Genomic DNA, 13,097 nt, shown 5'->3' on the forward strand with positions numbered 1-13,097 from the left:
GGTCGCCCGATGCGACGTCGGCCCGGAGGAGCGCCTGCCACGCCGTTCCGCCGGCGATGGGCAGCGCCGCGGCGGTCACGGGGTCGACCTCGGCCGGGCGGGGCACGAGGCGGCCCGCCGGCGCGATCGCGTACTCGGCGAGCCCGCCGCCGCCGGGGATCTCCCCCACCACCTCATCGCCCACTGCGAATCCCGAGACGTCGGGGCCGAGGGCGACGACGGTGCCCGCGACGTCTACGCCACGGACCGGCTGCTTCGGTCGCGACCAGCCGAACGCGCTGCGCAGCAGCAGCGGCTCGCCGGTCATGATGTGCCGGTCCGCCGCGTTCAGGCCCGTCGCCCGCACACGCAGCAGCACCTCGCCTCGCTGGGGTTGCGGGACATCGATCCTCGTCCGCGTGACCTCGTCCACTCCGCCGTAGCGGGTCTGGATCCAGGCATCCATGTCGTTCATCTCATACCTCCGGGTACTGGAAGACGTCGTCGAGACCGACCTCGAAGACGCGGGCGAGCTGGAACGCGAGCTCGAGGGTCGGCGAGTACCGGCCCGCCTCGATCGCGATGAGGGTCTGGCGCGTCACCCCGACACGGGAGGCGAGCTCGGCCTGGGTGAGGCCACGGGTGTCGCGCAGTGCGCGGATCGAGTTCGTGACCCTGGTCGGCTTGACCATCAGAGGCCCCTCCGATACGCGATGAGCCGCGCGATGCCGCCGACGATCGCGGCGACCGCGAAGCCGAAGAACATCGTGTGGGCGATCCAGAACCAGTCGGCGCGCACGGCGCACAGGATGAGCACCCCGACGCCCGCGATCGCGAGGAAGGCCTGCTCGATACGCGTGCCCATCCGAGCGATGTCGCGATCGCGGATGTCGCTCTTGCCGACCCCTCCCGGCTCGCGCATGCCCGCGACGATGCCCCAGAGAATGCTGATGACGATTGTCACCGCGATGCTGGCGCCGATCGTCCACAGCATGATCGGCACCCAGTCGACGTCGGTGAGCGGGCCTGTGCCTGCCTGGCGGAGCACGACCACGACGTACACCGCCATGGCGATGATCGTGACGACGAGGCCCGACCAGACGTTGCGCTCCTCGTAGACCATGAGCGTCTCCTCTTGTCAAAGATTCTTTACACGGCGATCGTGCGGACCCTTCATCCGTCATGTCAAGAATCTTTTACAAGTGGAGCGTCACCCCACCAGAGAGAGACTTCCGCCCCGTCAGCGAGGAGGCCCCACTCAGGGAGCCGGGACGAGGATGTCGCGCACGAGCGCGTCGAGCTGCGCGTCGGCGTCGAGGAACTGGCGCAGAGTGTGGCGCGCAGCACCGAAGTCCGCGAACTCCTCGGGCGCCATGCCGTCCACGTCGTACGCGCGGCGGAACTCGCTGAGAGCGAGCAGCTCGTCGAGGATGCCGGCGTCGACGGGCTCATCGATGCGGACGGCGACAGGGATGCGGCTGGCATCGATGCGATCCTGCCAGTCGAACGGCGGCGAGACGACGAGGTCGCCACCGACGAGCTCGGACCACTGCAGATGAGTGCGGAACGCCGCCGACAGCACGCGACTGCGGAAGCCCCGCTCGCGGAAGACTCGGTAGGCCTGCTTGAGCGCCGCAACACCGGCCCAGTCGAGCGTGCCGGGCCTGGTGAGGATCCGATTCCTCGCCGCCCAGACCTTGAGCCAGTCGTCGAGGCGCCCTCCCATGATCGTCACGACGTGGCCGAACTCGCGGTCGGGCAGCCCGTCCGCAGCACGACGGTCGAGGGCACGCTCCAGCGCCTCGCCGACCGCGATCGCCTGAGGCACGGTGAAGCTGAGGGTGGCGTTGATGCTCACCCCGCGATAAGCCGCCTCCTCCATCGCGGCGATGCCGGATGCGGTCGCGGGGATCTTCACGATGATGTTCTCCGCCAGCCGGGCGAATGCGACCGCCTGCTCCACGAGGGCGTCGACGTCGCGATGAAGGCGCGGGTCGGTCTGGATGGAGAGGCGCCCGTTGCGCCCACCGCTCTCGGCGAACGCCGGTTCGAGGAGTTTCGCCGCATCGATGGAGAGCGCCTCGACCGCAGCCCATCCGAGGGCAGACTCGCCCCACGTCGGATGCTCGGCGGCCAGCGCACGCAGGCGCGGCGTCCACACGTCGGGATGGGCGCGGATCGCGGCGAGTGCGATCACGGGGTTGCATGTCGCTCCGACCGCGCCGAGGGCGATCGAACGACGCAGTTCCTCGGGGTCCGCGGAGTCGTTCCACAGGGCCGTGGGCGTGTGGGCTGCCGCCCAGGCGAGCGGGGCCTCACCCGCGTGCGCACGAGTCATGTCTTCTCCTTCGGCGCGCCGCGGCATCAGGCCGCGGTGCCGCCCGTCGCCGGCACTGCCAGCTCGCCGGTCACGTACTGCGCCCGCCCGAACCCGAACGACCAGTCCTGGGGGCCGTTCTCGACATAGCCGATGAAGACGTCCTCACCCGCGACGCCGACGCTCTCCAGCCGCCGCCCGATCTCGGCATACAGCTGCTGCTTGGTCACGGTCGTGCGCCCCCGCTGCGTGAAGATCTGGATGATCACCGGGTCGGTGCGCTCGAACCCGAGGCCCGCGTCCTCCGCGACGATGGTCGCGGCCGGGCGTGAGGTGATCACCTGGAATCGATCGCGGACCGGAATGCCGTACACCGCGACGATCGCCTCATGGATGGCTCCGGCGATCTCTTCAGCATTAGTGCGCGTGTCGCTCAGGTCGATGCGGACGAGGGGCATGATGGTTTCTCCTTGAGACGCGGGGAACTCCACTGTAACATATTGTCCTGTCATACATACATTAAGAATGGAGGGCTCCGTGAAGAAGCTCAACGTCGGCCTGGTCTCCGTGGGCTGGATGGGACGCCTGCACTCGCGCGCCTACCTGGCGGCAGCGCACCACTATCCGGAGCTTCCGGTCCGCGCCGTGCTGGCACGCGCCGCCGACCCCGACCAGGGCGGGCGCGAGCACGCCGTGGACGTGCTGGGCTACACCGATGCCGTCGCCGACTATCGCGACGTGCTCGCCGACACCGACATCGACGTGGTCTCCATCTGCGCGCCGAACTTCCTGCACCACGAGATCGCCCTGGCGACCGCGGCAGCCGGCAAGCACTTCTGGATCGAGAAGCCGATGGGCCGCAGCGCCAGGGAGTCGCGCGAGATCGCACAGGCCGCCGCTTCCGCCGGCGTCATCACGGCCGTGGGCTTCAACTACCGTCACGCCCCGGCGATCGCCCACGCCAGGGCGCTCGTGCGCAGCGGCGCACTCGGCGAGATCACCAACGTGCGCGTCTCGTTCCTCGCCGACTACTCCTCGGATCCGCTCGGCGCGCTCACCTGGCGATTCGAGCGCGCCCGCTCCGGATCCGGTGTGCTCGGCGACCTGCTCTCGCACGGATTCGACCTCGCGCAGTTTGTGGTCGGGCGGATCTCGCGGGTATCCGCCGACACCGAGACCTTCCTCCGCCGGCGCCCGCTGCCCTCGGCGGATGCAGCCAGCCACTTCAGCCGGGGAGCGGCGGATGCGCCGACCGGCGACGTCGAGAACGAAGACTACGCCGTCGTGATGGCGCGGTTCGAGAACGGCGCGATCGGCGTCTTCGATTCGAGCCGCATCGCGGTCGGTCCGCGCGCGGAGTACACGATCGAGGTCTACGGCACGCGCGGGTCATTGCGCTGGGACTTCCAGAGGCTCAACGAGCTGCAGCTCGCCGACGACGCCGCGGGCTACCGCACCATCATGGCGGGCCCGGAGTTCGGCGACTTCAGGCGCTTCCAGCCCGGCGCAGGCACGAGCATGGGCTTCGATGACCTCAAGACGGTCGAGGCATCCCTGTTCCTGCGGTCGGTGGCCGAAGGCCGCCAGTTCGCGCCGTCCGCCGCCGACGGCTGGTCCGCTGCGGAAATCGCGGATGCCGCGCTCCACAGCGCGCAGACGCACGAGTGGGTGACGGTCCCCCTCGCGGAAGGCGTCACGACGTTCGACGCCTGAACTGCACAGAGAAGGGCGTGCACGGGATCCCGTGCACGCCCTTCTCTGTGCAGTTCAGTTCGCGCGGAGGTTCTGGGGCAGGAAGATCGTCCCCGTGGTGACCTCCTCCTCCAGCTGCTCCAGTGTGCGGCCTCGGGTCTCCGGTACCGCCCGGTAGACGAAGAACAGCGAGAGTGCGCCCAGCGCGGCGAACACGAAGAATGTTCCGGTGATGCCGACGGCGGCGATGAGCGAGGGGAAGTAGAGCCCGAGGAAGAAGTTGGCGATCCACAGGCAGAAGACCGAGACGCCCATGCCGAACGCACGCATCTTCAGCGGGAAGATCTCCGAAAGGGTCACCCAGACGGCGACGTTGAGGAACGTCTGCATCGAGCCGACGAACGCGACGACGAGGAACAGGATCACGAAGGGGCGCAGCGGGTTGCCCGCCGGGAGCATGATCGAAGCAATCCCGATGAGGACGTGACAGGCGGTTGTCAGCGCGAAGCCGAGCAGGAACGTCTTGCGGCGACTGAACCTGTCCATGATGCTGACGGCGATGATCCCACCGACCACGGCGATGACGCCGGGGGCGATGTTCGCGATGAGGGCCGCACTCTTGGAGAACCCGGACTCCGTCAGCACCTGCTGGCCGTAATACATGATCGAGTTGATCCCGGTGAACTGCTGCGCGATGCCGAGACCGATGCCGACCAGCAGGATGCGACGCAGCCACTTGTCGCTCAGGATGCTCTTCCAGCCCAGCTTCTCCGCCTCCTCCTCGTCCCGGATCTTCTCGATCTGCGCGAGCTCGAGTTCCGCCCGTTCGGCGGGGCGCAGCTCGGACAGCACCTTCAGCGCCTTCTCGTGGTGGCCGTTGTCGGCGAGCCAGCGGGGCGACTCGGGCATGCGGAACATCCCGAGGAACAGCGCGAGCGCGGGAAACAGCTGGATGGACAGCATGATGCGCCACACGCCTTCGTGCTCGCCCCAGATGATGCCGATGATCGCGTTGATCACGAAGGCGGCGAGCTGCCCGACCACGATGGCGAGTTCGTTGCGGCCGGCCAGAGATCCGCGGATCTCGTAGGGCGCGAGCTCCGCGAGGAAGACGGGCACGACCGTGGACGCACCGCCCACTGCAAGACCGAGGAGGAACCTGCCCGTGATCATCACCTCGATGCTCGGCGCGAGAACGCAGGTGAGCGCACCGAAGAAGAACAGCACCGAGAGGAGCGTGATGGTCTTGCGACGTCCCCAGGCATCCGCGACGCGACCGAGGGCGACCGCTCCGATCGCAGCGCCGAGCAGAAGCGATGCGGTGACAAGACCCTCCGTGAAGGGCGTGAAGCCGAGCTCCTGCCCCATGGGGCCCAGTGCGCCGTTGATCACGCCGGTGTCGTAGCCGAAGAGCAATCCGCCGAGGGTCGCGATGAGTGCGACGACGCCCAGGCGCTTGCGATAGGGCCCGGGCGTCAGAGACGGAAGCGCCGACGCCGATGTGTCGTCATGCGCGGAGGGATGGGACATGGAGACTCCTTCGTCGTGCCTTTTCTCCACGGTGCCATGAAAACTATGTCCTGTCAAACTAACATTTGCATTTTGCCGGGAATCACCCCTCCCGCACCGGGCCCGTGCTGCCGCGGACGACGAGCTCAGGCGCGTCCAGATATGTGGTGACCGGCGCCTCGGGCTCGCCGATCCGCTGTATCACCGCGTCCAGCGCCCGCGCCGCGAGAGCGCGCGGGTCATATCTGACCGTGGTCAGCGCGAGGTAGGGCAACGCTGCGATCGAGCTGTCGTCGAACCCGACGACCGAGAGGTCCTCCGGCACCCGGACTCCGCGGCGCACGAGCGTAGCCAGCACTCCGGCTGCGCTGCGGTCATTGCCCGCCATGATCGCGGTCGGAAGACTCGGGCGCGCCAGCAGCACCGAGGCGGCTTCCGCCCCGCCCGCCTCGGTGAAGGTGCTCTCGATCAGGTCCGGCGCCATCGACCGACGCCACAGCGCTTCGAGGTAGGCGTTGCGACGGTCGGCGGCATTCGGCCCCGCGCCGCCGGTGACGTAAGCGATGCGCTCGTGCCCGAGCTGGGCGAGATGCCCGACCAGCATCTCGACGCCCAGGCCGCTGTCGACGCGCACGTCATCCACGGGGCCGGAACCGCGGGGCCCTCCGAGCTGCACCACCGGCACCCGGGAAGGAAGCCCGTCGATGGTCGCCGCGCCGCCGTCGGCGGCGAGCACGACGAGTCCCTCGATCCGCTGCCCCAGCAGATCCGCGATCACGCTGCGCTGCGGACGTCCGGGGCCGAGCGGGCCGAGCACGAGCGAGTAACCCCGCTCGGCAGCATCCACGAGCAGCGCCTCGACGAGATCCACCTCGAACGGCTCACGCATGGTGAAGAGCACGCCCAGCCGGTAGCTCCGACGTCCGCGCAGGAGGCGCGCCGATGCGTCCGGATGGTATCCGAGCTCCTCAGCCGCGGCGAGCACTCGGCGGCGGCTCGCCTCGCTCGGCCCCGGTTGCTCGCGCAGCACGAGTGAGACGAGCTGACGGGACACACCGAGGTGATCGGCGAGGTCCTTCATCGTCGGCCGCGCCCGTCCCGGGACCGCGAACCCGTAGGCGCGCACCTCCCCTTGCCGCGTGAGGGCAGGATCCGTCGGCGTTTCGCGCATTCCCCCATGGTGGCATGCCCCGGTCGTGACCGAACAGTCGTAGCACGAGATATTAGCACGTGCTAGTCTCGGCGCAGCCCGCGCCGCGCGGGTCGACATTCCGTCTCATTGAGGAGAGAACTCCATGTCCACCGCCTCCCCCGTACGCCTCGGCCTCATCGGCTCGGGCTGGATCGGCGCGTTCCACGCCGAGAGCATCGCCCGCCGCATCCCCGACACCGAGCTCGTCGCCGTCGCCGACCCCGTGCCCGGCGCCGCCGATCGGGTCGCGGCGCCTCTCGGCGTCGCACGCGTGTATCTCGACGCCGCCGACCTCCTCGCCGATCCGGCCGTCGAGGGCGTCATCATCTCGTCGCCCGCGTTCACGCACGCAGACCTCGTGGTGGCGGCGGCAGAGGCCGGTAAGGCGGTGTTCGTCGAGAAGCCCATGGCTCTCACCCTCGAGGACGCCGACCGCGCCATCGCAGCCGCGTCATCCGCCGGCGTTCCTCTTCAGGTGGGATTCAACCGGCGTTTCAGCGCGGACTTCGCCGCCGCGCACCGACTCGTGCGCGCGGGCCGGGTGGGCACGCCCCAGTTGCTCCGTTCCCTCACTCGAGACCCCGGCCTCGCGAACCCGGGCGGTGTCAAGCCGTGGACGATCTTCCTTGAAACGCTGATCCACGACTTCGACACGCTCAACTGGCTCAACGCCGACGCGCGACCGGTCGAGGTCGTCGCCCTCGCGGACGCGCTCGTCGCCCCCGAGCACAAGGCCGGCGGACTGCTCGACACGGCTGTGGTGACCATCCGCTACGACAACGGCGCCCTGGCCATCGCCGAGGCGAACTTCTCCGCCTCGTACGGTTACGACATCCGCGGCGAGGTCTTCGGCGCGGACGGAATGGTGACGGCGGGCGACATCCACTCCACGAGCGCGCGGTACTTCGGCGCGGAAGGTGCGACGGCGGAGACCACGCGCCTGAACATCGACCTGTTCCGGCAGGCGTACACCGAGGAGCTCGAGGCGTTCGCCGCCGCCGTCCGCACCGGCGAGGTCACGGGGGCGAGCGGCGAGGACGCCCGCGCCGCACTCGCGCTGGCGCTCGCCAGCCGCGCCTCGATCGAGCGCGGCGCGATCGTCCGCCTCGATGATGACGGCCGGGTGACCTCATGAGCGTCGCCACGCGCAGCTCCGGCGCGACACTGGCCGCCTCTGCCGAGATGCTGTTCGTCGATCTGCCATTCGAGGAGCGAGTGCGCCGGATCGATGCCCTCGGCTTCCAGGTCGAGATCTGGGACTGGTCGGCCAGGGAACTCCCCTCCCTTGCCGCGACCGGTGCGACGTTCTCGTCCATGACGGGCTATCTGACGGGCACCCTCACCGATTCTCAGGGCGCGCACGAGCTCCTCGACACCGCGCGGCTGTCACTGGAGGCGGCCGCGGTGCTGGACTGCCCGCGGCTCAACCTGCACGGCACGGGGCTCGATGCGCACGGCCTGCCGGTCGCACCGCGGTCGAGCGTGACCGGGCGGGATTGGCTCGCCGCAGCCCGCACGCTCGAGCAGATCGCAGCCCTCGGCGAGCAGCACGGCCGCGTCTTCCTCTTGGAGAACCTCAACACGGCGGTCGACCATCCGGGAACACCCTTCGCCAAGGCAGCGGAGACCATCGCCCTCGTCGAGGCCGTCGGCAGCCCGCATCTGCGGCTCAATCTCGACCTCTATCACGCTCAGATCGGCGAGGGGAATCTGATCGAACTGCTCGAACGCGCGGAACCGCTGATCGGCGAGATCCAGGTGGCCGACGTCCCCGGCCGCTGCGAACCCGGGACCGGGGAGATCAACTACCCCGCGATCGCCGCATCGCTTCGACGCATCGGCTACACGGGAGTCGTCGCCCTGGAGAGCTGGGCCCAGGCTTCCAGCGAGGCCGCGCTGGAGGCTTTCAGAGACGCCTTCGCAGGCGCCGTCGACTAACGCCTTCGGCGTACGACACCTGCTCGCCCTGCGGAGAATCGCACGGGGCGCCCGAGGGCGCCCGACCAAGGATCCATTTTGACCATATGTCCATACATAGTCTTGACAGTGCATCTCGATTGAGAGATTGTTAAGTCAAAGCACGGCAACGAAGCCGACGAGGAGAAGACCCAGATGGGCGAAGAAGCCCGGTTCCCCATCAGGCCGTTCGTCGTGCCGGCGTCCCGCTCCGGGATGCACCACCCGACGAAAGGAACTCCTGTGACCCTGACCACACCTCGAAAGGTCGCGGCGATCGGCGCCGCGGCCGTCGCCCTCGCTCTCGCTCTCACCTCGTGCAGCGGCGGAGGTGCTCAGCAGACCGCGAACACCGGCGGAGGCGGCAGCAACGGCGACTCCGGCTACAAAATCGCGATGATCACGCATGAGACGCCCGGCGACACGTTCTGGGACAAGATCCGCGCCGGCGCCGAGCAGGCGGCGAAAGACACCGGCGTGAAGCTCACCTACTCGAACGACCCACAGGCAGACAAGCAGGCCCAGCTCATCCAGACGGCGATCGACTCCAAGGTCGACGGCATCGCGACGACGCTCGTCACGCCGGACGCGCTGGCCGGATCCGTCAAGGCGGCGCAGACGGCGGGCATCCCCCTTGTCGGCTTCAACTCGGGCATCGACCAGTACAAGCAGCTTGGCGCGCTGATGTACTTCGGCTCGGACGAGAACCTGGCCGGAAACAGCGTTGGGGAACGACTGGCCGGCGAGGGCGCGAAGCACCCGTTGTGCGTCATCCAGGCGGCAGGCTCGGTCGCCCTGGAGGCTCGTTGCGCCGGCGTCAAGGACAAGGTCGCCGGCACGGAGAACATCCAGGTCAACGGCACGGACGACTCCGCGGTCGTGTCGAGCCTCCAGGCGAAGCTCGCCCAGGATTCCTCGATCGATGCGATCGTGACTCTCGGCGCGCCGATCGCGATGGATGCCCTCAAGGCGATGAGCCAGGCGAACAGCAAGGCGAATCTCGTCACGTTCGATCTCAACCAGGACGCGGCGCAGGCGATCAAGGACGGCAAGATCGACTTTTCCGTCGACCAGCAGCCGTACGTGCAGGGCTACATGGCGGTCACCGCGCTGTACCTCTACATCAAGAACGGCAATGACGTCGGCGGCGGCCAGCCCGTGCTGACCGGCCCGTCGATCGTCGACAAGGCCAACATCGACAAGATCCTTCCGTTCACCAAGAAGAACACCCGCTGACCGGGTGGTGCGGGCGGGTCGCAAGCCGCCCGCACCATCGGTCTTCCTCGACAAGGAGATCCGCAATGAGTCAGCAGCTCACACCGGCGGCGGCGGGCGCAGCGCCCTCCGAATCCGCCAACCGCATCACGCGCCACTGGTCGAACCGGTTGCTCGCCCGCCCCGAGTTCGGTGCGGCCGTCGCCGCCGTCATCATCCTGGTGTTCTTCCTCATCATCGCGCCGTCGTTCCGGTCGGCGGACTCGATCTTCACGATCCTCTACCAGGCCTCCACCATCGGCATCGTCGCCGTTGCGGTCGGCATGCTCATGATCGGCGGCGAGTTCGACCTCTCCGCGGGTGTCATGGTGACCTCCGCCGGACTCTTCAACGCGCTGTTCAGCTACTACCTCGGCGTCAACCTCATCCTCGGCGCCGTCACCTCCCTCCTCTTCGCCCTCGCAGTCGGCTTCCTCAACGGCTACCTCGTCATGAGAACGGGCATCCCGAGCTTCCTGATCACACTGGGATCGTTCTTCGTCCTGCAAGGGGCCAACCTGGGCGTCACGAAGCTCGTGTCCGGCACGGTGTCCAGCCCCGACATCACTAAGATGGACGGCTACGCCTTCATGCAGACGGTCTTCGCCGGATCCTTCCAGATCGGGACCGTGACCGTATGGAACACGGTCGTCTTCTGGCTCGTCTTCGTGGCACTCTCGGGGTGGGTGCTGCAGAGGACGAAGGTCGGCAACTGGATCTATGCGGTCGGCGGCAACGCCGCATCCGCGCGCGCCGTCGGCGTTCCGGTGACGCGTGTGAAGATCGGCCTCTTCATGACCGTGTCGTTCCTGGCGTGGTTCGTCGGCATGCACACGCTGTACCGTTTCAACACCCTGCAGGCCGGCAACGGCGTCGGCAACGAGTTCCTCTACATCATCGCGGCCGTCGTCGGCGGCACGCTGATGACGGGCGGCTACGGCAACGCGATCGGCGTCGCGATCGGCGCCTTCATCTTCGGCATGACCTCGCTCGGCATCGTCTACGCCGGGTGGGATCCCAACTGGTTCCGCAGCTTCCTCGGCGTGATGCTGGTGCTCGCCGTGCTGGTGAACCTCTACGTGAAGCAACTCTCGACCAAGCGGAAAGTGAGATGACCGCCATGACCGATGCACTGCACTCCGCGGCCCCGGCCGGACGAGGCACCACGCTGATCCAGATGACGGACGTCGGCAAGACCTACGGCGCCGTGCGCGCGCTCAAAGGGATCAACCTGAGGGTGAATGCGGGCGAGGTCACCTGCGTCCTCGGCGACAACGGCGCGGGCAAGTCGACCCTGATCAAGATCATGGCGGGCCTGCACGACCACAACGAAGGGGTCATGCAGGTCAACGGGGACGAGGCCCACTTCTCCTCGCCCAGGGACGCGCTCGCCGAAGGCATCGCGACCGTCTATCAGGACCTCGCCGTCGTCGGCCTGATGGAGACGTGGCGGAACTTCTTCCTCGGCTCCGAGCTCGTCCGTGGGAGGTTTCCGCTCGCCGGCATGAGGATCCGCGACATGAAGGAGATCGCCGACACGGAGCTGCGCAAGATGGGCGTCGTCGTCAAAGACATCGACCAGCCCATCGGCACGCTCTCCGGCGGGCAGCGGCAGTGCGTCGCGATCGCCCGCGCCGTGTACTTCGGCGCCAAGGTCCTGATCCTCGACGAGCCCACCGCGGCGCTCGGCGTGAAGCAGTCGGGCGTCGTGCTGAAGTACACCGCGGCGGCCCGCGACGCAGGCCTCGGCGTCGTGTTCATCACCCATAACCCGCACCACGCGTACATGGTCGGAGATCACTTCATCATCCTCAAGCTCGGCCAAGCGGTGCTCGACAAGAAGCGCGAAGAGGTGGCGCTCGACGAGCTCACGCGTCAGATGGCCGGCGGGGACGAGCTCACCGAGCTCAGTCACGAGCTCAAGGAACTCGGCGGCATGACCAACGCGATCAAGACCATCGAGCAGGGGGCCTCGGCGCGGCGGGGCTGATCTCGCACACGCGGGGAAAGAGGGGCGGCGGAGCTTCAGAGGGGCCCTCCGCCGCCCCTTCGTCTTGAGAGCGATGCGCCGGGAGGGGCGGTCGAACCCCGCACCACCAGATGCGGCTCGAGCGTGCGATGCACGGCCTCGTCCGTAGAGCCGAGGATGCGCGCCACCAGCAGCCGCCCTGCCTCGCGGCCGACCTCGACACTCGCATCGTCGACCGTGGTGAGATCCACCAGCCGAGCCGTGGCCAGCGTGGAATTGTCGTAGCCGACGACGGACAGCCGCCTCGGCACGTCGTAGCCGAGCTCGCGCGCCGCGCCGAGGGCTCCGAGTGCCATCGTGTCGTTCGCGGCGAAGACCGCCGTCACCTCCGGCATCCGGCGCAGGACGTCGAGCGCCGCACGATAGCCGCCCTCCTCCGTGGCGGTCGCGGACGGCGCCGCCGCGAACCACGGCAGCCCCGCCTCGGCGATCACGGACGCGGCGCTGTCCGCGCGGGCCGCTCCCGCTCCGCCTCCGGCCGGGAGATGAGCGATCCGCGTGTGCCCGAGGGACAGCAGGTGGCCGACGGCGAGCCGTGCTCCTCGCCGGTCGTCGTTCGCCACCGAGTCCACCGCCGTCGAATGCCGTTCACGCGTACCGGCGATCACCAGCGGCGGCGCGGCCGGTCCGAGCAGCGCGTCGGGGACGTCCATCGCCACGACGATCCCGTCGAGCCCGCTCGAGAGCAGGCCGTCCACGGGATCCTCCGTCGTGGACGCCGTCGCGACGTCCACGACGCTCAGCCGATACCCCTCGGGCCCCAGGACGTCGTTCAGGCCGCGCGCGAGATCCACGAACCAGAGGTTCGTGTAGTCGTCGATGAGCAGGCCGACGGCATTGGTGCGCCTCGACGCGAGCGAGGTCGCCGCCCGGCTCGGCCGGTATCCGAGGTCGAGGATCGCTTTCTCCACGGCCCGACGGGAAGCGTCGCTCACTCTCGGTGCGCCTCGCAGCACCAGCGAGACCAACGATTTCGAGACACCGGCAGCCGCGGCCACGTCGTAGATCGTGGGCTTCGCCGACCTCATCCGCCGCTCTTCCATCTCGCCGTCATTCCATCACACCTCGACATTCACCCTCCTATTGACAGGACATATATACAAGATTACGCTCGCCATTGGAGCGCTCCAGCAAGCGCCCGGATCCCGCCGACGGGCCTCTCTCGAAAC

The 13,097-nt window shown here is 68.3% G+C and carries 13 protein-coding genes and 1 pseudogene; 6 read left to right on the top strand and 8 right to left on the bottom strand.

Annotated features, from left to right (window positions below):
- Nucleotides 1-154: 154 nt before the first annotated feature.
- The 5 genes and pseudogenes from ACTJI8_RS03515 to ACTJI8_RS03535 form a co-directional block, all read right to left on the bottom strand.
- Nucleotides 155-454: pseudogene (locus ACTJI8_RS03515) on the bottom strand (alcohol dehydrogenase catalytic domain-containing protein); the annotation flags it as partial.
- A gap of 1 nt (nt 455) precedes the next feature.
- A complete protein-coding gene (locus ACTJI8_RS03520) occupies nt 456-671 on the bottom strand; it encodes a helix-turn-helix transcriptional regulator (protein WP_440732010.1) in 216 nt (71 codons plus the stop codon).
- Complete coding sequence (locus tag ACTJI8_RS03525; protein WP_440732011.1) at nt 671-1,102, bottom strand: hypothetical protein; 432 nt, start codon at nt 1,100-1,102, stop codon at nt 671-673. The genes ACTJI8_RS03520 and ACTJI8_RS03525 overlap by 1 nt, the downstream gene beginning before the upstream one ends.
- Before the next feature lie 135 nt (nt 1,103-1,237).
- Nucleotides 1,238-2,317, bottom strand: a complete 1,080-nt coding sequence (locus ACTJI8_RS03530) for a transaldolase family protein (RefSeq protein WP_440732012.1) — start codon at nt 2,315-2,317, stop codon at nt 1,238-1,240.
- A gap of 26 nt (nt 2,318-2,343) precedes the next feature.
- Nucleotides 2,344-2,754 (bottom strand): tautomerase family protein, encoded by a 411-nt coding sequence (locus ACTJI8_RS03535; protein ID WP_440732013.1) that lies wholly within the window; start codon nt 2,752-2,754, stop codon nt 2,344-2,346.
- Nucleotides 2,755-2,821: 67 nt separating this feature from the next.
- Here ACTJI8_RS03535 and ACTJI8_RS03540 point away from each other — a divergent pair, with 67 nt between their 5' ends.
- A complete protein-coding gene (locus tag ACTJI8_RS03540; RefSeq protein WP_440732014.1) occupies nt 2,822-4,009 on the top strand; it encodes a Gfo/Idh/MocA family protein in 1,188 nt (395 codons plus the stop codon).
- Nucleotides 4,010-4,063: 54 nt separating this feature from the next.
- On the opposite strand, the gene ACTJI8_RS03545 is transcribed toward ACTJI8_RS03540, so the two are convergent.
- On the bottom strand, nt 4,064-5,518 hold the full coding sequence (locus ACTJI8_RS03545) for a sugar porter family MFS transporter (RefSeq protein WP_440732015.1): 1,455 nt from the start codon (nt 5,516-5,518) through the stop codon (nt 4,064-4,066).
- 82 nt (nt 5,519-5,600) lie between these two features.
- A complete protein-coding gene (locus ACTJI8_RS03550) occupies nt 5,601-6,668 on the bottom strand; it encodes a LacI family DNA-binding transcriptional regulator (protein WP_440732016.1) in 1,068 nt (355 codons plus the stop codon).
- A 124-nt stretch (nt 6,669-6,792) separates the two neighbouring features.
- Here ACTJI8_RS03550 and ACTJI8_RS03555 point away from each other — a divergent pair, with 124 nt between their 5' ends.
- The 5 genes from ACTJI8_RS03555 to ACTJI8_RS03575 all read left to right on the top strand — a co-directional run bounded on the left by ACTJI8_RS03555 (nt 6,793) and on the right by ACTJI8_RS03575 (nt 11,889).
- Complete coding sequence (locus tag ACTJI8_RS03555; RefSeq protein ID WP_440732017.1) at nt 6,793-7,824, top strand: Gfo/Idh/MocA family oxidoreductase; 1,032 nt, start codon at nt 6,793-6,795, stop codon at nt 7,822-7,824.
- Complete coding sequence (locus ACTJI8_RS03560) at nt 7,821-8,627, top strand: TIM barrel protein (RefSeq protein ID WP_440732018.1); 807 nt, start codon at nt 7,821-7,823, stop codon at nt 8,625-8,627. Before ACTJI8_RS03555 ends, ACTJI8_RS03560 begins: the two co-directional genes overlap by 4 nt.
- Before the next feature lie 261 nt (nt 8,628-8,888).
- Complete coding sequence (locus ACTJI8_RS03565) at nt 8,889-9,881, top strand: sugar ABC transporter substrate-binding protein (protein ID WP_440732019.1); 993 nt, start codon at nt 8,889-8,891, stop codon at nt 9,879-9,881.
- A 65-nt stretch (nt 9,882-9,946) separates the two neighbouring features.
- A complete protein-coding gene (locus tag ACTJI8_RS03570; protein ID WP_440732020.1) occupies nt 9,947-11,014 on the top strand; it encodes an ABC transporter permease in 1,068 nt (355 codons plus the stop codon).
- Nucleotides 11,011-11,889: an ATP-binding cassette domain-containing protein gene (locus tag ACTJI8_RS03575; RefSeq protein WP_440732021.1), complete on the top strand. Its 879-nt coding sequence runs from the start codon at nt 11,011-11,013 to the stop codon at nt 11,887-11,889. The genes ACTJI8_RS03570 and ACTJI8_RS03575 overlap by 4 nt, the downstream gene beginning before the upstream one ends.
- Nucleotides 11,890-11,924: 35 nt before the next feature.
- Here ACTJI8_RS03575 and ACTJI8_RS03580 read toward each other — a convergent pair whose 3' ends face one another.
- Complete coding sequence (locus ACTJI8_RS03580) at nt 11,925-12,956, bottom strand: LacI family DNA-binding transcriptional regulator (RefSeq protein WP_440732022.1); 1,032 nt, start codon at nt 12,954-12,956, stop codon at nt 11,925-11,927.
- Nucleotides 12,957-13,097 lie beyond the last annotated feature (141 nt).

The organism is Microbacterium sp. 22303, assembly GCF_052045265.1.
Lineage (GTDB): Bacteria > Actinomycetota > Actinomycetes > Actinomycetales > Microbacteriaceae > Microbacterium.

Excerpts from the sequence above, each read along its gene's own strand:
- ACTJI8_RS03570 (WP_440732020.1), top strand. The coding sequence starts at position 9,947 with ATGAGTCAGCAGCTCACACCGGCGGCGGCGGGCGCAGCGCCCTCCGAA.
- ACTJI8_RS03580 (WP_440732022.1), bottom strand. The coding sequence starts at position 12,956 with ATGAGGTCGGCGAAGCCCACGATCTACGACGTGGCCGCGGCTGCCGGT.
- ACTJI8_RS03550 (WP_440732016.1), bottom strand. The coding sequence starts at position 6,668 with ATGCGCGAAACGCCGACGGATCCTGCCCTCACGCGGCAAGGGGAGGTG.
- ACTJI8_RS03555 (WP_440732017.1), top strand. The coding sequence starts at position 6,793 with ATGTCCACCGCCTCCCCCGTACGCCTCGGCCTCATCGGCTCGGGCTGG.
- ACTJI8_RS03540 (WP_440732014.1), top strand. The coding sequence starts at position 2,822 with ATGGAGGGCTCCGTGAAGAAGCTCAACGTCGGCCTGGTCTCCGTGGGC.
- ACTJI8_RS03535 (WP_440732013.1), bottom strand. The coding sequence starts at position 2,754 with ATGCCCCTCGTCCGCATCGACCTGAGCGACACGCGCACTAATGCTGAA.
- ACTJI8_RS03560 (WP_440732018.1), top strand. The coding sequence starts at position 7,821 with ATGAGCGTCGCCACGCGCAGCTCCGGCGCGACACTGGCCGCCTCTGCC.
- ACTJI8_RS03545 (WP_440732015.1), bottom strand. The coding sequence starts at position 5,518 with ATGTCCCATCCCTCCGCGCATGACGACACATCGGCGTCGGCGCTTCCG.
- ACTJI8_RS03575 (WP_440732021.1), top strand. The coding sequence starts at position 11,011 with ATGACCGCCATGACCGATGCACTGCACTCCGCGGCCCCGGCCGGACGA.
- ACTJI8_RS03530 (WP_440732012.1), bottom strand. The coding sequence starts at position 2,317 with ATGACTCGTGCGCACGCGGGTGAGGCCCCGCTCGCCTGGGCGGCAGCC.
- ACTJI8_RS03520 (WP_440732010.1), bottom strand. The coding sequence starts at position 671 with ATGGTCAAGCCGACCAGGGTCACGAACTCGATCCGCGCACTGCGCGAC.
- ACTJI8_RS03525 (WP_440732011.1), bottom strand. The coding sequence starts at position 1,102 with ATGGTCTACGAGGAGCGCAACGTCTGGTCGGGCCTCGTCGTCACGATC.